Source organism: Achromobacter sp. HNDS-1, assembly GCF_040084795.1.
Classification (GTDB): domain Bacteria; phylum Pseudomonadota; class Gammaproteobacteria; order Burkholderiales; family Burkholderiaceae_B; genus Achromobacter; species Achromobacter ruhlandii.
On the sequence record NZ_CP157584.1, the window covers coordinates 2,596,590 to 2,615,073 of the forward strand.

Below are 18,484 nucleotides of genomic sequence, written 5' to 3' on the forward strand. Positions count from 1 at the left end.
ACATGAACAGCGCAGACCTCATCAAGCAACTGAAAGCCGACGGCTGGTATCTGGTGCATACCGTTGGTTCACACCACCAGTTCAAGCACCCGACCAAACCCGGCAAGGTCACAGTGCCGCATCCCAAGAAGGACTTGCCGATAGCGACACAGCGCAGCATCCTCAAGCAAGCCGGCCTGCGATAAGCGGGCCATTCAGGAGAACCGAATGCTCTACCCGATCCACGTACATAAGGACGAAGGCAGCGCCTACGGGGCGTCCTTCCCCGACTTCCCCGGCTGCTTTGCGGCGGCCGATGATCTGCAAGACCTTCCTCGCGCAGCGCAGGAAGCCGTAGAAGCTCACTTCTACGGCGAAACCGAAGGCATCCCGGCCCCGTCTGCGCCCGAGGCCTGGGCCAACCATGAAGATTTTCGAGGCGGTTATTGGATGATGGTCGATATCGACATGTCCAAGGTCAGTACCAAGGCCGTGCGGCTCAACATCAGCCTGCCTGAGAACCTTGTCCACCGCATCGACGAAGAAGCGAAGGCCCGACATCTGTCGCGTTCGGCGTTTCTGGCTATGGCCGCAGAACGGGAAATGGCCCACGTCTGACTTTCCGACGGTCATGGCCGATTCGCAATCCCGCCGCAATCTGCCTCTCCGCCAACTGCCTTTGATGGAGCGGGCTGCGGGGATCGAACCCGCATAGGCGGCTTGGAACGCCACTGCCTGACCACTCGGCCAAGCCCGCAGAAATGCAAAAAACCCGCCGGCTTTTGCCTGGCGGGTTTTGCTGGACGCAATAATACACCGTATCCGTTAGGCGCCTATATTGGGGGTAAAAAACCACATCGTCAAGAGGATTTATTCGCCCTCTGCCACGTCGAGCCACCCGCACGCCCGCAACCGATGGGTAAACGCCTGGCTGGCCTGCTGGTGCAATCCCACCTCGCCCGCGCCCCCGAACATCCACCGCTTGAGCTTCGCATGGTGCGCGCTGACCGTGCGTTCGTCGACCTTGTGATCTTCCGCCAGCTGAGAAAGCGTGACCTTGGCACCGAAAAGCCTCTGGATGAGCATGGAACGCAACCGGCCATTGGACAAGCAGCCAGACAGCGCGCCGGCTGCTGCTGCCGTTGTCAGGTCGCGGATAGCATTGGCCCATTCCTGATTCAACTTCAGGCCCGAGCAGCACGAAACCTTGCATTCGCATGGCAGCTGCTGCGGCGCAACGCTCGCCACAAGAGCGGCCTGCTGAATCGGCGTCAACTTTGCCAGCTCGACCCGGACCATGCCCGCCTGCCCCGCGCCGTCCACGCCGCTGAGCCCCTTACCGGGGCCAGTCGCCGGGCCAGCCGCCTTACGGTTCATCAACGGCCGGTCGTACTGCTGCATGGAGTAGTTGAGCGCGAACACCAAGGCCGCGTGGGCGCTCTTGAAGAGAGGTTCAGCCTTCAGCGCCACGGCCGGCACCGTGGGTAGGCGGGAAATCGTCATCGTCGTCATCAGTAAATCTCCGGGGAATAAGGTACTTTCGCGGGAAGCTTCTCCCGCATCCATTGCATCGCTGCAGCCCAGTCGAGCGTGACGGTGTAGCGCCCCCGCACGGGAAAGGTGCGCGGGTTCAGGTCGTGGGCGTCCAGCATCACCAGGTCGCCGATCATCCCCGTGCGCTTGTAGACCAGCATGGGAATGCGGGTTTCGCCGGCCTGCGCCTGGGCCTGGCGCCACCAGGCCGGCAGGCAGAGCGTGGTCGCGTGCTTGCACTCCACGCTGATGCGATCAAAGGCGGGATCATCGGCCACCACGTCGCTGTCGCCCTTCTGGTTGCGGACCCGCCGGCGCCAGCGTGCGCCCGTCGCCTCGGTCAGCTGGCCGGCAATGCGACGCTCGTAGGCCGCGCCCTTGTTTCGAGAAAGCGCGCTCATGCTTGTACCTCCACATCAAGCGGTGCCGCGATAGCCGTCTCAGCCATCCGCAACACCTCAAGCGACGGCACTTTCCCGCCCTTGCGTTGCGCCTCCGTCAGAATGCGGCGCGCCCACCGGCGAGGATCGCGTCCAGCGGGGTTGACGATGCCCCCGGCCCCGATCTTCGCCAACGCCTGGGATGCATCCTCCGGCGTGGCGAGCGTGGCGCCCGGGGCGGGCAGCGCAGTGGCCGGCATAGGCACCGCCGGCCACTGGCCGCGCGCCAGCTCATCCCGGAACGCACGCTCCCAGCGCCCCCGCATGACGGCATAGCCGCAATTCAGCAAGTCATGCGTGCCAACGGCCACGGCCGCATGAAAAATCGCCGGGTGCGCCCATGTGCCCATTCCCCCGCGCCTACGGGCGGACATACCCGCAACCGCGTCATAAAACGCCACCTCCGGGTCCATCCACGGCAAGCACAGCTTGACGAACTCCGGCACCGTGGGAGGCCACTCCCGCGACAGGCAAGCGACCAGCCCCACGCGGATTTGCGCCTCGGTCATGCCTGCCAACTTCTGGTCCCACGATTCCTTGAGCGCTCGCGGCGTCAGACCTTCCCATGCCTGAGCGAACTTCGTCCCGTACATCAGGCGCAGTTCGTCCACCACAATCGCCCCCAGCGTCTTGTGCGTCTTAGCGGGTTGCATCGAGCGCCCCCATGTCAATCTCTGGCGGCTGCGCGCCCTCGGACAGAACTTCATCCAACTCCGCATTCCAGTCCGCCAGCTTCTGCGCCCGAGAACGCACCATCGGCTGGTCCTGCTGGGTCAGCAAGAAATCGCCCTTCGGCGGGAACAGGCCGCGCCAACCCCGGAACACGCTTTGCTCGATCACCACGACTGGGTCATGGCCCGCCGCCCGGAGTTTGCCGAGCTCCCGGATCGCAAGCGACCTGGCGTCATCCGTCCAGGCCTTGGCGTCCTTGCTCCGGCGGAATCGGTCGAACATGGCCCAGGCGTCAACGTCCAACCAGGCCGGCAGGGACGGGCCTGGGGGCGCTTGCGCTCCCTTGCCCGCCCCTTGGTGGTTCCTTGTAGGTTCTTCTTTAGATTCCTTTATGGTTCTGGGTGAAGCTGCTTCCGGTCTAAATTGAAGATTTTTCCGGTCAAGAATGCAGTTATTTTCCGGTCTGCCTGCGCCAATTTCGGGCGAAGATTTTTCGGGCGAACATTTTTCCCCCGAAGAATTTTCGGGTGAAGAATCTTCCGGCGAAGAATTTTCGGGTGAAGAATTTTCGGGTGAAGAATTTTCGGGCGAAGAATCTTCCGGCAAGGCTTCATCATGCCGCCAGGTCTGGTAGTTCTCTGGCGTGACCGTGTACACCGCGCTGCGCCGGTGCCGCTTCTGCCGGCTGATAACTCCGCGTTCTTCCAACCACTTCAGGCACTTCTGCACTGTCCGGTCGGTCAGGCAGGTACGCGCAACGATTTTGTCTATCGAAGGCCAGCACACCCCCTCATCGTTGGCGTTGTCTGCCAAGCTGATAAGGACGAACTTTTGTGACGTGGGCATTTGCAACGGCCAGCAGGCCGCCTGAATGATGGTGCTCATGGCTACACACCTCCGTACAACGATTGATACCCGCGCTCGGCTTCCTCGGGCCATTTGCCCATGGCGATGATCCGCAGCCGAGTCAGACGCAGGGCGGGCACGAAATAGGACAGCTTCAATTCGCCTGAAGCTTTGGATTGATCTAGGAAGAAGTGGCAACCGCCGCAGGCGTGGGCCGTGGCCCAGTCATGGGCCTTGATGCCCTTCCCCTTCCCGTCCCGGATCTGGTTGGAATGAGCGGCAACCGTCGAATCGGTGCCGCCCCAGCAGTACTTAGGAACCCGCACAAGGCACTCTTGGCCCTTGGCAAGCGCCAGCAGCGCCGGGTTGCGGTAAATCGTCTTGGGCTGCTTCTTGCCCTTCTTGCGGGCCTTCATCGCGGCCCTGGGCGGCGGCATAGGCTTGCCGCGCATCATCGGGGCCTTGGCCTTCAGCGGCGCGCTGCGCTTCATCGGCGTCTTCTGACGCAAGGAGGTCTTCCGGCTCAACGACATTCCGCCCCCTCCGACTTCCTCACGCGCCACCAGTGCGGAAACGTCCAGGCGTTCGAATGGCGCTTCACCAGGCCGGCGCGCACTGCGTCAAACAGGAACGATTCCACCGCGGCCACAGCCGCCTCTTCGCGCGAGACGCGCAGCCACGGGCTGACCGCCACCAGCGCCGGCACCACCATGGCACGCAACGCGACCACGTCGACCTGGCGCCGCGTGTCAATGATGGCCTGCCGCACCGCCTCGACCGTAGCCGGCGGCACGCGGTAGCCCTTGAACATGTGCAACGTGTTACGCATACAGGCCGCTCCACTTCAGGAACGGCTTGCGCACCTTCTCATGGAACAGGGTCGCGGCTGTTGCGTTGTGGTCCAACTGGGCGCGGCTGTCGATCCCGCAGGCGTTGCGCACGAAACGCGCCGCGTGCTGGTTGGGACTCACGCCCGGCGGGGCGGCGCCGATACGGGATTCAACCCACTTCTGGAATTTCGCATTGCCGCACATCATGGCCGCTACGCGAGACAGCGCCGCCCCCTTGCCCGCCGCTGGCGCGCGTACTGCGCGCACCGGACGCCCTGAATCGCTGCGCGTCAGCGTCCTACTTATTGCCGTTGTCGCGCTATGCATGCGCTCATTCCTCAAGAGGCTGCTTCAAGAGCAAATACAGTCGGCACTTGCGGTTTTGAAAACCGATGCGTCGGCAATGCCTCCAGGTCTCGCGCATTGACCTGAAACACGTTGCTGATTTCTTCTTTCGTGAAAGAACGCACGAGGACGAACTCCACCAATCCGCCTGGCATGGCGTGCAGAGGTACGGCGATAAGGTCACCTTCGGCCAGATATCGGTCGCCCTCCGTCAAGACGATTGGGGGTTGGGGTTTGAACTCATGCATGGGGGCGGCTCCCTTCGGGATGTTGTGCCTCGCTGGGCACGGACGTAGTCCGGCCTTCACCCGCAAACGGGGTCGGCCTGAACAGATCGGGCCGAAGCAACTTGAGAAACTGGCGGCGCGCCTTCGGTATGCCTGCCCTCCGCCAACGGGAAACAGCCTGCGGCTTGCACTCGCAGACCCTGGCGAGAGCGACGGTTCCGCCAAAGGCGTCGATGATTGCGTTGTCGGGATGAATGTGTTTCATGAGTCGAATAAAACCATACTTACAAAATATATGCAAGCATACTTGTCGATACCTATGAAAGAATCCTTACATGAACACATTTGGCGATCGTCTGAAATTTGCCCTCGCGCTGCGGGGCGTCACGGCTTCCGCGTTGGCCCGACACCTGGGCATCAAGCCGCAGGCCATCTACCAGGTACAGTCGGGTGCCTCCGGCGCGATGAACGCATCAAATGCGGCTGCAACTGCCGATTTCCTGCGTATACCTATCCGTTGGCTCACGGACGGCGAAGGCAAGCCACCCACCGCAGAAACAAGCGCTCCCGCCGCGCCGCTGACGTTCGATGCAAACGTCAAGCCAGCAGCGGTCGGCGTCCATCGGGTGCCCCTCATCAACTACGTGCAGGCCGGCGAGTTAACGGAGATTGGCTCGGCATTCTCGGGTGAGGCGATGGAATACCTCATGACTGACCTAGACCTATCCGCGCACGCCTTCGCGCTGGAAATAGTCGGCCAATCCATGGCGCCTATGTTCACGCCAGGGGATCGCATCATCGTGGATCAGGAAGTTTGCCCGCGGCCCGGGGATTTCGTGGTGGCGAGAAATGGCGGCTACGAGGCGACGTTCAAGAAATTTCGACCTCGCGGCATTGACACCAATGGCCGCGAAGTTTTTGAACTCGTTCCGCTCAACGATGACTACCCAACGCTCTACAGCGACCGGGAACCCCTACTCATCATTGGAACGATGGTCGAACTCCGGAAGTATTTCCGGCGGGGCTGAATTGCCCAGAGAATTCGAGCGGTTCAGCCCATGCGTTGAACCAGGGCGCCAACCGCTAGCAGGCCCAAGAAGGTCAAGACGGCGCCCAGCACAACAATCGATTCTCTTTCTTCCTTCTTGCGTATCCCTGCCTCAGTAGATGCTTGCGCCTCTGTAGCAAGGCTGCGCGGCATTGTCGCCCCAAGCGCTTCAGCACCGTCAGCTGCTCCCAGCCGCCTCAAAATGGTTCCGATGCCACTTAGCGCCAACCACATAATTGCAGACGCCAGGCCGGCGGCAATCCACGCAATCACAAGCGCCGCGTCTGGTGATTCATCCAGGCCCCATAGAGTCCTGCTTACCGTCTTGCCGAACTTGGCTGCGCAAATCACACCGCCAAACACTGACACCGCCGCCATCGTCCAGCAAGCTTTTTCGATGAGTTCACCGCGACGCAGATAATCTATTTTTTCCAGCATGTCTTTCTCCTGTTGTAGACAGGACCGAAAGCCACAGAACAGGCCGCGCATGCCGCCTAGGTCATACATCATTGCAGTTACTTCCCTTGCCCGCCTCGCCGTCCAAACATGAGGCACCATGACCAAAAAGCCTATCACGCTAGACGCTCGCGCCGCCCCCGGTAGCTGGCCCAATCGATGGGCAAAAAGCGCATTTTTTTGCCCATAACTGTAAGCTTACTTGACCTTGATGGGTTTTAATGTAATTATGCTTCCAACTCAGCACTTACACGTAGCACCGCTCTTTAACAACCGAGGCCGCCCGCCCCCACCGGGGAAGGGCGAAACAGGACTAGCCAGGCGCCAGCGCGCCCCCGGCCCCCTGTGTGTCTGGGCTTCTACAGCCAGACAACGCCCAGCCGGGCGTGGCGACGATAACCCCGGCATGAAATCCGAGTCCGCTGAAAAGCGGGTTTCGGCCAGCGCTGCGGGTCAGCGCTTACCGAAACCGGCCAATGTTTAGGGACGGCCCATTGTCCCTACGGAGACGGGGACTCATTCGTCGACAATTGCCATATTGAGCTACGGGCTCGGCGAAGCTCGACGGAGTATTTCTCGCACAACGAACGGACAGAAGCCTCGTCAAGCTCCTGATCCGTAGTGGAAATCGAACCGCCGCAGGTCAGGAACAGGTACAGCGCAGTCAGTTCTTCCAATCTCGATGACTCGGACTGCACATTGAATATTGCGCCATCTGCCTCGCTACCCTGGATCTCCACGCAGGGATCTTCGCTCTCACGATCTTTCACGTAGAGGTAGGTCCACGAGCGGCTGCTCACGGGGAACGAATCGCCGTCTGTATCTACATCCCGCCCAGGGCCATAAAGCAAATCCAGAAAACACCTGAAGTCGGGTCGGTCCCTGACAACGATCACTGTGTACATGAGTTCCTCACGATCTAGCCTGTTTGCCCGCTTAGTGTGGAAAGTGGACAGTCATCATCGCCAGCGAATGTCATCGCTAATTGAATAACTGCGCCCTACGGTGCCCGCCGACCTCCACTCATAGCCGCTCCAGAACGCAATTCTCTCATTCTCAACTGCCCGGCTCATGCCCCGCGTGCGGGGTATCGTCAGGCCCCATGTACAGACGTTAGGGGACGGTCCGCGTTGTTCATGAACGGCACAGAAAGCCGCATCGTCTGACGTGAGCGAATGGACCTCCGCCCGCGGTGAGGCGGTTTTGCTCACGATTCATCAGCAAGGCAGGGCTCCATCTGAGAAAAAGCCGGCAAAGCGCCGGCTTGATTTGCATGCTTAGCGCCAGCGCCAATTTTCAAAGATTTGCAGCCCAACTAGGCCCGTGATGGTTCCCGCCACGCATCCCCAAAAACGGAACTTCACCAATGACCAAAGTTGGTCTTTCGAGAAGAAAGGTTCAGTGGAAGTAAACCGGCTAACAAATCTCGATGGATCATCGGCGGTCCACCAGTCCCAGAGCGGCCCGCCAATGAAGAGGGCGGACAAGACTGCTACGGAGCCCCAGAAGACAGCCGCCGGCATTTCCCAAGTTTTGATTAACAGTCTGCCAAGGGCCGCCATCAAAGCCAAAACGACGAAAGCCGTAAGGAACGACGGGATTCCAACGCGGAATATTTCAAGGTTCGAAAACATAGATTTCTCCGGAGGCTACCCCTATACGACGGCACATTCTCGGAAAACTTAAGAGTGTCTCAGCGCCACCCGCAAGATTAGAAAAATCGGACGGAACTACCCATGGTTGCAATGATCATCCGCTTTATCGAAGAACTCATCGACGCCTTCAATTTCGGAAGCGGCATCAGCAAGTAGCACCGCAAGCCATGCCCCGCACGCCGGGGCGGCTTCGGAGAGCGGGCCGGCGCCGCTTCGTCACCGGCGCAAAAAGTGACTTTCATCCTGGAAGTGAACTGATCGGGCCTTCCGGCCTGCTCTCCGAAGCCCCACCACCGCGCACACCGCGCCCATCCCTATGCCCTCAACTATCCCCGCCATCTGGTGGGGCCTGGCGCTGCTCGCCCTGGTGGCGGTGGCTCTGGTCCCCATCGGCAACTACTGCATCCGCCGCTATGTCGCGGCCGACCCCTGGAGCGCCACCCAATGAACACCGTCAGCGCAAGCGCGCCCCCGGCACGCATCCGCCCCCTACGCATCGTCGCCAAGGCGGCTCGCAAGCTGGGCGACTTCATCGCACCCCGTGACCACGCCGGCAAAGGCAATTGGAGCCAGGACGCAGATATTCCGCCTTGGATCGGGTGGCCGGCTGGCATCGCCCTGGCGGCGTTCTGCCTTTTCGGCCGCCAGATTCTCGGATGGCTTCTGCACATCGCGCTATGAACGGAATTGAATTCATCGTGCGCGATCGGAATGGCTGGCTCCCACCTATCCCGCCCCCGGTGCCCTACCTGCACCCGGAATTCGAAATACCCCCACCGCCCGAGCCGGGCGCCCCCTTGGGCGATGAACAGATTGCCTACATCAACGACATGCGCGGCGTGGTGACGGTCTACGCGCTTGCCGAGCAATTCCACATATCTCGCGGCACGGTCTCGAACATCTGGCGAGGCGTCCCCAACGCTGGCCGGGCCATCCCCAACACACGCGTAGCCAACCGCTGACGCAACCGAAATTCCCCCACATCAATGGAAGCAACATGGCGAAAAAATCAAAGGACGTTTACGGCGCCGATGGGCAAAGCAATTTGCTCACCTTCGACCCTGACAAGCTCACTCTCGTTACCGACGAATCGAGCCCCCTCTATGATCCGCGAGTCCATCTACCCGTAGACGAAGCCCTGGCCCGCAACATCGACTTCCAGGGCGTTCTAGAACCCATCGGGGTCTCCAAAAATCCCGAGACGGGCGAAACCGAAGTCGTTTTCGGCCGGTCGCGGGTCAAGGCCGCACGACTCAGCAACCAATGGCGGCGCGAACGCGGCGTAGAGCCGAGACTCGTTCCCGCTATCGTGTGGCACGGCAAGCGCAAAGACGCCCTCGACGCCATCGTTAGCGAAAACGAAGCGCGCACAGCAGATACGCCACTCGGACGCGCCGAGAAGATGCGCCGCCACCTTGCCCTAGGCAAAGGTGAAGACCAAATCGCCATTATCTATAACTGCTCCGCCACCACCGTGCGCGACACCCTGGCGCTACTGGATAGCCCCCAGGCCGTACAAAACGCCGTCGAGGCCGGGCAAATCACCCTTACCCATGCCAAAGCCCTGGCGAAACTTAAGCCCGATGAGCAACGCGCCAAGGTGGCCGAACTGGTCGAAGCGGGCAAGGATGCCAAGCCGCATGAGCGCAGCCGCAAGCAAGCCGCCGTCATGGGCGACCGCCCCCGCATGAAATCCCGCAAACACATCTTGACCGCCCTGGAAACGTCCCAGGGCGAGTACGCCGCCGCCCTGCGCTGGGTTATCGGCGAGGAACAAGGAGAAAAAGCATGACCACGCAATCGTATTGGGAAGGCCACGCCCCCGGCTATAGCCTCGCAGTCGAGAGAGCCTTTATCGCATTCCGCGCAGCCGAGGCGGCATTGCTGGAATCCCTTAAACGTTCCTATCCCCTAGATGCCGAAGTGCGTGTCGTCCATCGCCGCGGCTCATTCCTCGGCGTAGTCACCGGTTGGGATGCGCGCGGAGTGCGAATTGTGGTGTGCAACAAAGCATCCGGGAAGTGCGCCAAGTGGTGGGCGGCGCATGTCGAGCTCGCCCCCGCCCAGGGGGGGCAGAACACCGGAGGCGCATCGTGAATTGGCTCCATTTCACTCTTGGCTTCGGAGCCGGCTGCGCGTACTGCTCGGTTGTCACGTTCATCCGCGCCTATCTCGACAAGCGCGAAAAGCTCCGCCAAAGCATGGGGAGGTGAGCATGCGGTTTCTTAGCGTGTGCAGCGGCATCGAGGCGGCCAGTGTTGCGTGGAACCCTCTCGGATGGAAGGCGGTCGCCTTCAGCGAAATTGAGCCGTTCCCCTGCGCTGTCCTCGCCCACCACTACCCCGATACGCCCAACTGGGGCGATATGACCAAATACAAGGAATGGCCTGATGCCTCTATTGACCTTCTTTGCGGCGGAACCCCATGCCAATCTTTCAGCGTCGCAGGACTCCGAAAAGGACTGGATGACCCGCGTGGCGACCTCATGCTTACCTTTGGTGCCATTGCTGCAAAGTACCGCCCCAAGTGGTTGGTATGGGAGAACGTCCCCGGTGTCTTGTCGAGCAACGAAGGCAGGGACTTTGGAACCTTCCTCGGGATGCTGGGCCAACTCGGGTATGGGTACGCCTACCGAGTTCTTGACGCTCAATACTTTGGAGTACCCCAGCGGCGCCGTCGTGTCTTCGTTGTCGGATATCTTGGAGACTGGCGAAGTGCCGCAGCGGTTCTATTTGAGCGCTACAGCTTGTCGGGGAATCCTGCGCCGAGCCGCGAGGCGGGGAAAGTCCCTTCCCCGACCCTTAGCGCACGCGCTCAAGGCGGTGGCGGACTCGGGACCGACTTCGACTGCGACGGCGGCCTCGTCGCCGGCACCCTGCAAGGCAACGCCCGAGCCGCAGGAAGCGCCACGCAGCAGGATGCGCACGCTGGCTTGCTCGTGGCGAAGTGCCTCACCACGGGCTCGTATGGCACTTCCCGGTTCGACCCATCATCGGAAACCTTGATCGCGCACAGCCTGCGTGGCGAAGGTTTCGACGCGAGCGAGGACGGCACCGGCCGGGGTACGCCGCTAGTACCCATAGGCTTTGCCCAGAACCAACGCGACGAAGTGCGACTCATGAATGTGGCAGGGGCGCTCGCTGCGGAACCCGGCGCCAAGCAACAAACCTATGTTGCGATGCCTCACGCTGGCGGCCAAGCCATCGGCCGCCACCAACAGGTGGTGGCGTTCCAGTCAAGCCAAAGTGGGGTACGCATTGACGACGTGCATGCGCCCCTGGACAGCAACAACGGGCCTCGGCGACACAATGGCGCGCTATTGGGCACGCAGGTACGCCGTCTAACGCCCGAGGAATGCGAAGCCCTCCAGGCTTTTCCAAGGGGCTACACGCGCATACCCGGCTGGGACGGATGGCGGCCCATGGACGCCACCGAAACGCCCGAACAGTGCGCAGCTGATGGCCTGCAAGTACGGCGCGCCAGAGGCAGCGGGAAATGGCGTGTACGGGATGCGGACGGCCCGCGCTACAAGGCGCTGGGCAATAGCTGGTGCGTTACCAACGTCCGTTGGATCGGCGAACGTATTGACCTGGTCAATGCACTACTAGAGGTAGCCCGGCTATCCAGGCCATAAGCAGCGCAATGTGCCATTTCCATAAGCCACCCGTCCTAGCATTTTGAGCGGCTGATATGCAAGATTACACCCGAATCAATCGGACGCTTTGACCTTCGCGTCCGCCTGCCACGGGTTTACCGTCTGCTCATCGCTGCATCAACAGCGAGACTGGGATTGGCGTCCCAGAGCAATGGCGGATGAACCGCCACAGAAGTTTTGTGGCGTCTTTTTTTCCGCAGCATGGCAAGCCCTCTTTGGGCGGGCCGTGCGGGGAGCCGCAAGGCTCGCCGGTTCCATTGCCCGGTACGCCAACCTGCACGGTTCCGCCCGCCCGATTGGCGTCGGGAAGGCGGTGTTACTACCGCTCGCAATGGAGGTCATCCCATGGCCGAACCTACCCGCGCACTCGCGCTCACACCCCCGGCCTTCACATTTGAAGCTCATCCCGTGCGCGTCGTCATGCGTGACGGCGAACCGTGGTTCGTCGCTGCTGATGTATGCCGGGCACTGAATCTTGAGACGACGGCAATCCGTAGACTTGATGCCGATGAAAAGGGTCTGCATTCAACGCAGACCCTTTCCAGTGACGCAAAAGGACGCGGCGGCGGCGATCAATCCGTCGCCATCATTTCCAGGCCCGGCCTAGACACCCTGGTTCTGCGTTGCCGGGATGCGATCAAGCCAGGAACACTGCCGCACCGTTTCCGCCGCTGGGTCACGCATGAAGTGCTCCCCAGCATCCGCAGGACGGGCATGTACGCCGCCCCTGCCCGCGCGGCCCTGGCTCAGACCATGGCCGCCGAGGTAGCCGCCATCGCCTACAGGACCGTCCTGCAAGCCGTGCTGGCCGGCGCAGAGGATATCCAGGGTAGCCGCTGGGCGTTCGGCCTGCGTCAAGCGCCATCGGGGCGCGATGAACAAGGATACGAGCCGTGGGCCTCTGCCCTGCCGCGGGGTGCCATCATCGGCACCCTCGACCGCTTGGCCGACATGATCGCCACCCCCGGCGGGTTGACGCCCACTGACGCCGACCTGGTGAAGCTCGGCCGCGCCTGCCTCGATCGGCTGGAAAAGAGCGTTTCTCACCGCCCCCAGCGGTAAACCCCACACCACCCATACCCTACCCGCCCAAACGGCGCGGGCGGGGATTCTATTGCCCAATACGAGGGAAATATGATCAACCAGAACAACGCCGCCCAGGCGGCCGAACAAGACGACATCACCCAGCGCGTGCTGACGGACCCCGAGATCCTGGCAATTGGCGCCATGCACGGGCGCCGCAGTGTGTCACTGCTGCCGATGTTTCGCGCCTTCGAGGGCGCCGTGCTGGCCAAGCTGCGCGCCCAGGTAGCCAATGTGCCGTTGACTCATCGCTGCGCCAACTGCGGTGCGGCGTTCCAGGGTGCCGGGTGTCCGTCGTGCCGGCTCGCCGCACCCCTGGCAAGCGCCCCTGTAGCCGGGGACGCGCAGCCGGCGGCCTACCTGACGCTGGACGAGGAAGGCTCCCCCTGCATGCTGTTCTTCGATGTGGTCGAGGCGCGCAGCTACTGCGCACTCGGCGAAGAGCCGGAGCCGCTATTCCTGCATGCCGCGCCCCAGCCCAGCGCCGAGGACGTGCGCAATGCGGCGCTGGAGGCCCTGGAGGCCGCACAGCGGTTCATCCGCAACGGCATCGAGTTTGGATACATCCGCATGCCGGAGGCTGACACGCCCGACCCTGCACACCGCACGCCTCGTCTGATCGACGCAGCTATCCGTGCCCTCAAGCAACAGGGCGTGCGCCGCCCCCTGGGCGGCTAATGACTCGGGAGGCGATATGGACCCAATCCTATCCGATACAGCGCTGCAACGCCTGACTGGGTACGCCCAGGCATCCGCCCAGCAAAGAGTGCTGGATGAATACCGCATCCCGTACAAGGTGGTGCGCAAACGAAATGTTGTGTTGGTTTCCCATGTCACGGCCTGGGTAGAAGGTCGGGAACTGCCTAGACATTCCGCCCCCAATTTATCTGCCGTGAAATGACCAACAAGTTTCAGAATTTGCGCACCCACACGCGCAAGCGAAAAAGTGGGCGCGTCGTCACGTACTACTTCTACGACCGTCGCCAGGACGGCGAAAAGGATATCCCGCTGGGTACGGACTATGACCAGGCCGTGGCAAAGTGGGAAGAAATCCGCAAGGGTGCCGCGCGCGTCGTCGGCACCCTTGAACAGGCGTTCTCAGCCTGGGAGGCCGACAAAGATACCGGCCTGCTTTCCTATAAAAACGACGAAACCCGGGACGGCTATTCGAAGTGTCTACGACAGCTGCGACCGGTCTTTGGTCCCGCTACCTGGGAATCGGTGGAGCTCATACACCTTACGGGCTACCTGCGCCGGCGGACTGCAAAGACGCGCGGAAACCGTGAGATGGCCCTGCTTCAAATCGTCTGGAACTGGGCGCGCAAAGAAGGCTACACGACAGTGCATTGGCCAGCGGCGGGCCTGGAAAGGTCACGTTGGAAGAACCCCGAGAACGCCCGCGAATTCGAGGTGACGGATGATCTATTCGACGCGGTATATCACGCCGGGGACCAGGTCTTGCAAGACGCGATGGATATCGCCACGGCCACGGGCATGCGAATCAAGGATGCAATCAACGTCCCGCTGCCGGACGGCGATTTGCTGCGCCTGAAGGCCAGCAAGACGGGGAAGAAGGCCGACTTCGACGTGTCCTTGTCTGAAGTGCTGCCGGCGCTTATCAGGCGGCGGCGAGCCGTACGTGCCCACCACCAAATGTTGCTCACGACAGCGACCGGCCGCCCGGTGACCTATACGATGCTGCGCAACCGCTGGGAATTCGCCCGCGAATGGGCTGCGGTGAACGCGGAGGCGGCCGGCGAAGCACAGCTTGCCGAGGAAATCCGCTCAATGATCTTGCGCGACATGCGCAAGCGCGCCGGCGACCTGTCGGAAAGCGACGAAGCCGCCAGCCAGTTGCTACAACACAGCAGCGTCAGCCTTACAAGGAAGCATTACAGAACAAGGGCCGCACTGCTGAAGCCGGTACGCTAAAATCCGTTCCGCTTTTTCCTTTCTCTCCAGGGAGACCAACCCCCAAAAATGCGGAACGAATCGGCTTGAAACCCGCGTATTTTCTAGCAACGCTAGCGGGACTCAAAATCCCCCGCCGCAAGGCGTGCCGGTTCGATTCCGGCCCCGGGCACCATCTCAGAAATCCCTAGTATTTCCAATAAGCCTAGCCGGATTTCAGTCCCATATCGCCAAGCTGGTACTAGCAGCCTCGTGTCGTAACCACGCAGCGATCAAGACTCACGACACATACGACTGTTCCGTCGACGCACCGCGAGCTCATGGATGCTATAGCCAAGTCCTCCATAACCTGTGACCGTTGCCATGCGCTAACATTCGATGCCACTCCACCGCGTGCCGCGAGCGCACAATGTTCGCCTTCTCCTGCTGAATGGCGAGCCGCCAGACACATCCGAGGATGGCGGGGAAGCACTGGACAAAATTACAGTGATTGATACACTCTCCCCCGAACAACGCTCTGAACGCATGGCACGCATACGGGGCCGTGACACGAAGCCCGAGCTGAGCATTCGCAAGGCACTCCACGCACGCGGATTTAGATATCGACTGCACGACAAACGTCTGCCGGGAAAGCCCGACCTGGTCTTTCCTAGCCGACGAAAGATCGTATTCGTGCACGGCTGTTTCTGGCACATGCATGGTGACGCGTGTGCGCTCGCGCGCATGCCAAAGTCGAATCTCGACTTCTGGCGGGCAAAGCTGGAAGGGAACCGCACTCGTGACGCAATGAAGCTCGAACAGCTAGGTGCGATGGGTTGGAAAGTATTGGTGGTATGGGAATGTGAGTTGCGTGATATGGAAAGTGTTCTGACTCGACTTATGACATTCCTGAATGAAGACGCAGGAGAAATGAAATGATGCGAGCGGTGGAGCTATTCGCTGGAGCTGGCGGTCTGGCGATGGGCGTGAGTCTGGCTGGATTTAGGTCCCTGGCAGTGGTGGAATGGGACAAATGGGCTTGCGACACAGTGCGCGAGAATCAGCGCCGCGGCTACCCGTTGGTTTGCAACTGGCCCTTGAGTGAAGGAGATGTGCGCGCAGTCGATTGGTCCGATATCCCGCAGGATATCGAGCTATTAGCGGGAGGCCCCCCATGCCAACCATTCTCGATGGGTGGCAAACACAGGGCTCATGACGACAAACGCGATATGTTCCCGGCCACGGTGCAAATCGTACGTACGCTCCGCCCCAAGACCTTCATTGTGGAAAATGTGAAGGGACTCACCCGATCAAGCTTTGCGAATTACTTCGAATACATCAAGCTGCAATTAGAGTTTCCGGAGGCTCCTCGCCACGAGGAAGAGTCCTGGTTTGACCATTTGATGCGCTTGCAGGCCGAGAAAACAAGTGGCCGCATGCATGAAACTGGACTTACCTACAATGTGACCGCTACCCTCGTGAATGCGGCGGACTATGGCGTGCCCCAAAAGCGGGAACGTGTTTTCATTGTGGGCACCCGCTCGGACCTTGACATCGACTGGCATTTTCCCGATGCAACACACAGCGAAGACGCTCTAATATATGCTCAATGGATAACCGGTGAGTACTGGGATCGTCACAAGATCGCGAGGAATAATCGCCCTATGCAGCCCGTCAAGTTGGCCAAGCGTATCCAAGCCCTGACGGCCAAGCCTCCCTCGACCTTGCCGTGGCGCACGGTGCGCGACGCTATTGCCGATCTGCCTAACCCTCGATCGCACGAAGCCGCCAGAATCCGTGACCATAAATTCCAGGATGGTGCGAAAATCTACCCTGGACATACTGGAAGCCCTTTGGATCAGCCTGCGAAGACCATTAAGGCCGGCGATCATGGCGTGCCCGGTGGCGAAAACATGATGGTACTAACCGATGGTAGTGTGCGTTACTTCACCGCGCGCGAAACGGCCCGCATTCAGACATTTCCCGACGGCTACGTTTTTCATGGATCATGGACGGAAACCATGCGCCAGCTGGGTAATGCTGTGCCCGTGGCGCTCGCACGCATTGTGGCGTCATCAGTAGCAGAAGCGCTAATCCACAGTGAACTGCACCAGATCCAAGTCAACCTAAACACAAACAAGAAGAAATCGGCTGCATGAATAATAAATCCCACACAGCAGAAATCGTTCCTTTCAATCCACTGGACAAGAAAAATCTAGGAGCCAGCGTTGCAGAGGCCTTGGTCAGCCAGCCAGCTCATCCTCTAGGCTCATTAAAGTCGTTTTTTGGTGCCGGTATCTACGCTATTTACTACCATGGCAAGCATGAAGCCTATGGTCCGATCTCCAAGCCAAATCAAATGGACTCAAGCAGTCCAAGCATTCCCATTTACGTCGGCAAGGCAGTACCGCAAGGAGCCCGCAAAGGCAAGGTACTGCCCGACCCGACCAAGTCGAGAGCGCTATTCTCACGCTTGCAGGAGCATGCCGAGTCTGTCGAAGCAACTAATACCCTTAGCATTGACGATTTCACGTGCCGTTATTTGGTGGTAGATGAGATTTGGATTCCACTGGGTGAGTCCCTGATGATTGCTAAATTTTCCCCACTATGGAACCTGATCGTGGAGGGATTTGGAAACCATGATCCTGGCTCGGGTCGCTACAACGGCCTTCGGCCGCGATGGGATACGCTGCACCCTGGACGCATGTGGGCCATGAAGTGCAAGGAACGCAGTGAATCCCAAGCAGAGATTGCGAGCGAGGTAAGGAATCACTTAGCTAACATTGTGTTGCCAGAAACACCGCACTTTGTTGGTCGTCATGACATTTAAAGAGCACTTTCGAGTTATGGAACGCACAACGCATGGATGCGTGATGCCTGGCCAAGCGCAAAGGTGCGGCCACAGCTAGGATGCAAGATTCAGCGACTCAAACACACCGACTCAAAATCCCGCCCGGTTCGATTCCGGCCCCGGGCACAAGATTGAAAAAGCCGCTCCTGCCACGCAGAGCGGCTTTTTGTTTGCGCGGCGCTATGCGTGCGCGGTGTCCTTGCCCTTGGCGACGGCCGTGAGCGATACGCCCAATGCATCCATGACCCGGCGCAGCGTCTGGTAGCTTGGGTTGGCGGCCGGCGCGCCGGCGCGAGAGATCACGATCCGCGTGCAACCCCTCTCCGCCTGAGCGTGATCATTGCTTCACGCCTGGCGCAATCTCAATACCGCCCCCAGCGCCCCTCGTAATACACCCAATGCCCATGCCGCTGGCGCCACTCAGGCCCGTGATACACATAGCCCGGCCGCGCCGGCAGCCAGGCGCCCTCGATCCAGGCATGGCGGCCGCCCACCCATTCCCAATGGCCCGGCGCCCACACATAGCCCACGCGCGGCGGCGGCACGACTTCCACCCGGGGCGGCGGCGGCGCCACGTCGATGCTGATGGCCACGCCGGCCTGCGCGACGCCGGGCACGGCGAGCGCCCCCAGGGACAGGACCGCCGCGGCACCCGCGGTCATGGCGGCTTTGACTAGACTCTTCATGATGCATCTCCCTCGCAATCGCGTCAGCCGATGCGGACGCGGTGAGGGCAGTGTGCGCGGAAGGAATTATCGAAATGGTTACGCGCCGGGGGCAGACGGTTTCAGTGGATTTCCGCAGTGGCGCTCCTCACGCCAGCGGTCCTCGCTGGCGCCATCCGGCCCCGTAAATTCCGCCCAGTGGATTTAACGGGAATTCCCTGATTCTCCGCCCCAGGCCCGGCCGATACCATTCGCCGCATTTCCGCCTGTCGGCGGACATAGACCCATAAGTTGCGCGCCCGCGCGGAG

At 60.7% G+C, this 18,484-nt stretch carries 27 protein-coding genes and 1 tRNA gene; 15 read left to right on the forward strand and 13 right to left on the reverse strand.

Going from position 1 to position 18,484, the window contains the following annotated elements; all coding sequences use genetic code 11:
• Positions 1–2 precede the first annotated feature (2 nt).
• Together ABFG95_RS11970 and ABFG95_RS11975 are read left to right on the forward strand one after the other, a co-directional pair.
• Positions 3–185: a type II toxin-antitoxin system HicA family toxin gene (locus ABFG95_RS11970; RefSeq protein ID WP_241049130.1), complete on the forward strand. Its 183-nt coding sequence runs from the start codon at positions 3–5 to the stop codon at positions 183–185.
• 22 nt (positions 186–207) lie between these two features.
• Positions 208–597: a type II toxin-antitoxin system HicB family antitoxin gene (locus tag ABFG95_RS11975; protein ID WP_348995932.1), complete on the forward strand. Its 390-nt coding sequence runs from the start codon at positions 208–210 to the stop codon at positions 595–597.
• Between the two features lie 65 nt (positions 598–662).
• Here the strand turns inward: ABFG95_RS11975 and ABFG95_RS11980 are convergent.
• The 9 genes from ABFG95_RS11980 to ABFG95_RS12020 all read right to left on the reverse strand — a co-directional run bounded on the left by ABFG95_RS11980 (position 663) and on the right by ABFG95_RS12020 (position 4,893).
• A tRNA-Gly gene (locus ABFG95_RS11980) sits at positions 663–736 on the reverse strand.
• A 113-nt stretch (positions 737–849) separates the two neighbouring features.
• Positions 850–1,491: a hypothetical protein gene (locus tag ABFG95_RS11985; protein WP_348995933.1), complete on the reverse strand. Its 642-nt coding sequence runs from the start codon at positions 1,489–1,491 to the stop codon at positions 850–852.
• Positions 1,491–1,913, reverse strand: a complete 423-nt coding sequence (locus ABFG95_RS11990) for a hypothetical protein (protein ID WP_348995934.1) — start codon at positions 1,911–1,913, stop codon at positions 1,491–1,493. The genes ABFG95_RS11985 and ABFG95_RS11990 overlap by 1 nt, the downstream gene beginning before the upstream one ends.
• Entirely contained in the window at positions 1,910–2,605 is a 696-nt protein-coding gene (locus tag ABFG95_RS11995; RefSeq protein ID WP_348995935.1) for a hypothetical protein, read from the reverse strand. Before ABFG95_RS11995 ends, ABFG95_RS11990 begins: the two co-directional genes overlap by 4 nt.
• Positions 2,592–3,509, reverse strand: a complete 918-nt coding sequence (locus ABFG95_RS12000; protein ID WP_348995936.1) for a helix-turn-helix domain-containing protein — start codon at positions 3,507–3,509, stop codon at positions 2,592–2,594. The genes ABFG95_RS11995 and ABFG95_RS12000 overlap by 14 nt, the downstream gene beginning before the upstream one ends.
• Before the next feature lie 2 nt (positions 3,510–3,511).
• On the reverse strand, positions 3,512–3,979 hold the full coding sequence (locus ABFG95_RS12005) for a nuclease domain-containing protein (protein ID WP_348995937.1): 468 nt from the start codon (positions 3,977–3,979) through the stop codon (positions 3,512–3,514).
• 14 nt (positions 3,980–3,993) lie between these two features.
• Entirely contained in the window at positions 3,994–4,299 is a 306-nt protein-coding gene (locus tag ABFG95_RS12010) for a hypothetical protein (RefSeq protein ID WP_348995938.1), read from the reverse strand.
• Positions 4,292–4,627, reverse strand: coding sequence for a hypothetical protein (locus ABFG95_RS12015; protein WP_348995939.1), 336 nt, complete (start codon positions 4,625–4,627; stop codon positions 4,292–4,294). The genes ABFG95_RS12010 and ABFG95_RS12015 overlap by 8 nt, the downstream gene beginning before the upstream one ends.
• 11 nt (positions 4,628–4,638) lie before the next feature.
• Positions 4,639–4,893: a hypothetical protein gene (locus tag ABFG95_RS12020; RefSeq protein ID WP_348995940.1), complete on the reverse strand. Its 255-nt coding sequence runs from the start codon at positions 4,891–4,893 to the stop codon at positions 4,639–4,641.
• 314 nt (positions 4,894–5,207) lie between these two features.
• On the opposite strand from ABFG95_RS12020, the gene ABFG95_RS12025 reads away from it, so the two are divergent.
• Complete coding sequence (locus tag ABFG95_RS12025; RefSeq protein WP_348995941.1) at positions 5,208–5,900, forward strand: XRE family transcriptional regulator; 693 nt, start codon at positions 5,208–5,210, stop codon at positions 5,898–5,900.
• Between the two features lie 23 nt (positions 5,901–5,923).
• Here the strand turns inward: ABFG95_RS12025 and ABFG95_RS12030 are convergent, their stop codons facing one another.
• Both ABFG95_RS12030 and ABFG95_RS12035 read right to left on the reverse strand, forming a co-directional pair.
• Positions 5,924–6,358, reverse strand: a complete 435-nt coding sequence (locus ABFG95_RS12030) for a hypothetical protein (protein ID WP_348995942.1) — start codon at positions 6,356–6,358, stop codon at positions 5,924–5,926.
• 1,295 nt (positions 6,359–7,653) lie between these two features.
• A complete protein-coding gene (locus ABFG95_RS12035; protein WP_348995943.1) occupies positions 7,654–8,010 on the reverse strand; it encodes a hypothetical protein in 357 nt (118 codons plus the stop codon).
• A gap of 337 nt (positions 8,011–8,347) precedes the next feature.
• Between ABFG95_RS12035 and ABFG95_RS12040 the strand changes: the two genes are divergently transcribed.
• The 12 genes from ABFG95_RS12040 to ABFG95_RS12095 all read left to right on the forward strand — a co-directional run bounded on the left by ABFG95_RS12040 (position 8,348) and on the right by ABFG95_RS12095 (position 17,489).
• Positions 8,348–8,479: a hypothetical protein gene (locus ABFG95_RS12040; protein ID WP_348995944.1), complete on the forward strand. Its 132-nt coding sequence runs from the start codon at positions 8,348–8,350 to the stop codon at positions 8,477–8,479.
• Positions 8,476–8,712, forward strand: a complete 237-nt coding sequence (locus ABFG95_RS12045) for a hypothetical protein (protein ID WP_348995945.1) — start codon at positions 8,476–8,478, stop codon at positions 8,710–8,712. Before ABFG95_RS12040 ends, ABFG95_RS12045 begins: the two co-directional genes overlap by 4 nt.
• Positions 8,709–8,993: a hypothetical protein gene (locus ABFG95_RS12050; RefSeq protein ID WP_348995946.1), complete on the forward strand. Its 285-nt coding sequence runs from the start codon at positions 8,709–8,711 to the stop codon at positions 8,991–8,993. Before ABFG95_RS12045 ends, ABFG95_RS12050 begins: the two co-directional genes overlap by 4 nt.
• A gap of 35 nt (positions 8,994–9,028) precedes the next feature.
• A complete protein-coding gene (locus ABFG95_RS12055) occupies positions 9,029–9,823 on the forward strand; it encodes a ParB/RepB/Spo0J family partition protein (RefSeq protein ID WP_348995947.1) in 795 nt (264 codons plus the stop codon).
• The gene (locus tag ABFG95_RS12060; protein ID WP_348995948.1) at positions 9,820–10,128 is read left to right on the forward strand and encodes a hypothetical protein; all 309 of its coding nucleotides are present in this window, start codon (positions 9,820–9,822) and stop codon (positions 10,126–10,128) included. The genes ABFG95_RS12055 and ABFG95_RS12060 overlap by 4 nt, the downstream gene beginning before the upstream one ends.
• Positions 10,129–10,246: 118 nt before the next feature.
• Complete coding sequence (locus tag ABFG95_RS12065; protein WP_348995949.1) at positions 10,247–11,665, forward strand: DNA cytosine methyltransferase; 1,419 nt, start codon at positions 10,247–10,249, stop codon at positions 11,663–11,665.
• Between the two features lie 366 nt (positions 11,666–12,031).
• A complete protein-coding gene (locus ABFG95_RS12070; RefSeq protein WP_348995950.1) occupies positions 12,032–12,748 on the forward strand; it encodes a BRO family protein in 717 nt (238 codons plus the stop codon).
• A gap of 72 nt (positions 12,749–12,820) precedes the next feature.
• Positions 12,821–13,447, forward strand: coding sequence for a hypothetical protein (locus ABFG95_RS12075; RefSeq protein WP_348995951.1), 627 nt, complete (start codon positions 12,821–12,823; stop codon positions 13,445–13,447).
• Positions 13,448–13,666: 219 nt separating this feature from the next.
• Complete coding sequence (locus tag ABFG95_RS12080) at positions 13,667–14,701, forward strand: integrase (RefSeq protein ID WP_348995952.1); 1,035 nt, start codon at positions 13,667–13,669, stop codon at positions 14,699–14,701.
• Positions 14,702–15,166: 465 nt separating this feature from the next.
• The gene (locus tag ABFG95_RS12085) at positions 15,167–15,598 is read left to right on the forward strand and encodes a very short patch repair endonuclease (RefSeq protein ID WP_269888850.1); all 432 of its coding nucleotides are present in this window, start codon (positions 15,167–15,169) and stop codon (positions 15,596–15,598) included.
• The gene (locus ABFG95_RS12090) at positions 15,598–16,818 is read left to right on the forward strand and encodes a DNA cytosine methyltransferase (RefSeq protein WP_238909474.1); all 1,221 of its coding nucleotides are present in this window, start codon (positions 15,598–15,600) and stop codon (positions 16,816–16,818) included. The genes ABFG95_RS12085 and ABFG95_RS12090 overlap by 1 nt, the downstream gene beginning before the upstream one ends.
• Positions 16,815–17,489, forward strand: a complete 675-nt coding sequence (locus ABFG95_RS12095) for an Eco29kI family restriction endonuclease (protein WP_238909429.1) — start codon at positions 16,815–16,817, stop codon at positions 17,487–17,489. The genes ABFG95_RS12090 and ABFG95_RS12095 overlap by 4 nt, the downstream gene beginning before the upstream one ends.
• A 201-nt stretch (positions 17,490–17,690) precedes the next feature.
• On the opposite strand, the gene ABFG95_RS12100 is transcribed toward ABFG95_RS12095, so the two are convergent.
• Complete coding sequence (locus ABFG95_RS12100; protein ID WP_348995953.1) at positions 17,691–17,813, reverse strand: hypothetical protein; 123 nt, start codon at positions 17,811–17,813, stop codon at positions 17,691–17,693.
• Between the two features lie 59 nt (positions 17,814–17,872).
• Positions 17,873–18,196 (reverse strand): YXWGXW repeat-containing protein, encoded by a 324-nt coding sequence (locus tag ABFG95_RS12105; RefSeq protein ID WP_162876609.1) that lies wholly within the window; start codon positions 18,194–18,196, stop codon positions 17,873–17,875.
• Positions 18,197–18,484 lie beyond the last annotated feature (288 nt).

Coding starts and splice junctions, on each gene's coding strand:
- ABFG95_RS12060 (WP_348995948.1), top strand. CDS start 9,820: ATGACCACGCAATCGTATTGGGAAGGCCACGCCCCCGGCTATAGCCTC.
- ABFG95_RS11975 (WP_348995932.1), top strand. CDS start 208: ATGCTCTACCCGATCCACGTACATAAGGACGAAGGCAGCGCCTACGGG.
- ABFG95_RS12000 (WP_348995936.1), bottom strand. CDS start 3,509: ATGAGCACCATCATTCAGGCGGCCTGCTGGCCGTTGCAAATGCCCACG.
- ABFG95_RS12050 (WP_348995946.1), top strand. CDS start 8,709: ATGAACGGAATTGAATTCATCGTGCGCGATCGGAATGGCTGGCTCCCA.
- ABFG95_RS12055 (WP_348995947.1), top strand. CDS start 9,029: ATGGCGAAAAAATCAAAGGACGTTTACGGCGCCGATGGGCAAAGCAAT.
- ABFG95_RS12065 (WP_348995949.1), top strand. CDS start 10,247: ATGCGGTTTCTTAGCGTGTGCAGCGGCATCGAGGCGGCCAGTGTTGCG.
- ABFG95_RS12045 (WP_348995945.1), top strand. CDS start 8,476: ATGAACACCGTCAGCGCAAGCGCGCCCCCGGCACGCATCCGCCCCCTA.
- ABFG95_RS11995 (WP_348995935.1), bottom strand. CDS start 2,605: ATGCAACCCGCTAAGACGCACAAGACGCTGGGGGCGATTGTGGTGGAC.
- ABFG95_RS11970 (WP_241049130.1), top strand. CDS start 3: ATGAACAGCGCAGACCTCATCAAGCAACTGAAAGCCGACGGCTGGTAT.
- ABFG95_RS12010 (WP_348995938.1), bottom strand. CDS start 4,299: ATGCGTAACACGTTGCACATGTTCAAGGGCTACCGCGTGCCGCCGGCT.
- ABFG95_RS12015 (WP_348995939.1), bottom strand. CDS start 4,627: ATGCATAGCGCGACAACGGCAATAAGTAGGACGCTGACGCGCAGCGAT.
- ABFG95_RS12070 (WP_348995950.1), top strand. CDS start 12,032: ATGGCCGAACCTACCCGCGCACTCGCGCTCACACCCCCGGCCTTCACA.
- ABFG95_RS12105 (WP_162876609.1), bottom strand. CDS start 18,196: ATGAAGAGTCTAGTCAAAGCCGCCATGACCGCGGGTGCCGCGGCGGTC.
- ABFG95_RS12020 (WP_348995940.1), bottom strand. CDS start 4,893: ATGCATGAGTTCAAACCCCAACCCCCAATCGTCTTGACGGAGGGCGAC.
- ABFG95_RS12025 (WP_348995941.1), top strand. CDS start 5,208: ATGAACACATTTGGCGATCGTCTGAAATTTGCCCTCGCGCTGCGGGGC.
- ABFG95_RS11985 (WP_348995933.1), bottom strand. CDS start 1,491: ATGACGACGATGACGATTTCCCGCCTACCCACGGTGCCGGCCGTGGCG.
- ABFG95_RS12030 (WP_348995942.1), bottom strand. CDS start 6,358: ATGCTGGAAAAAATAGATTATCTGCGTCGCGGTGAACTCATCGAAAAA.
- ABFG95_RS12040 (WP_348995944.1), top strand. CDS start 8,348: ATGCCCTCAACTATCCCCGCCATCTGGTGGGGCCTGGCGCTGCTCGCC.
- ABFG95_RS12080 (WP_348995952.1), top strand. CDS start 13,667: ATGACCAACAAGTTTCAGAATTTGCGCACCCACACGCGCAAGCGAAAA.
- ABFG95_RS12035 (WP_348995943.1), bottom strand. CDS start 8,010: ATGTTTTCGAACCTTGAAATATTCCGCGTTGGAATCCCGTCGTTCCTT.
- ABFG95_RS11990 (WP_348995934.1), bottom strand. CDS start 1,913: ATGAGCGCGCTTTCTCGAAACAAGGGCGCGGCCTACGAGCGTCGCATT.
- ABFG95_RS12095 (WP_238909429.1), top strand. CDS start 16,815: ATGAATAATAAATCCCACACAGCAGAAATCGTTCCTTTCAATCCACTG.
- ABFG95_RS12075 (WP_348995951.1), top strand. CDS start 12,821: ATGATCAACCAGAACAACGCCGCCCAGGCGGCCGAACAAGACGACATC.
- ABFG95_RS12090 (WP_238909474.1), top strand. CDS start 15,598: ATGCGAGCGGTGGAGCTATTCGCTGGAGCTGGCGGTCTGGCGATGGGC.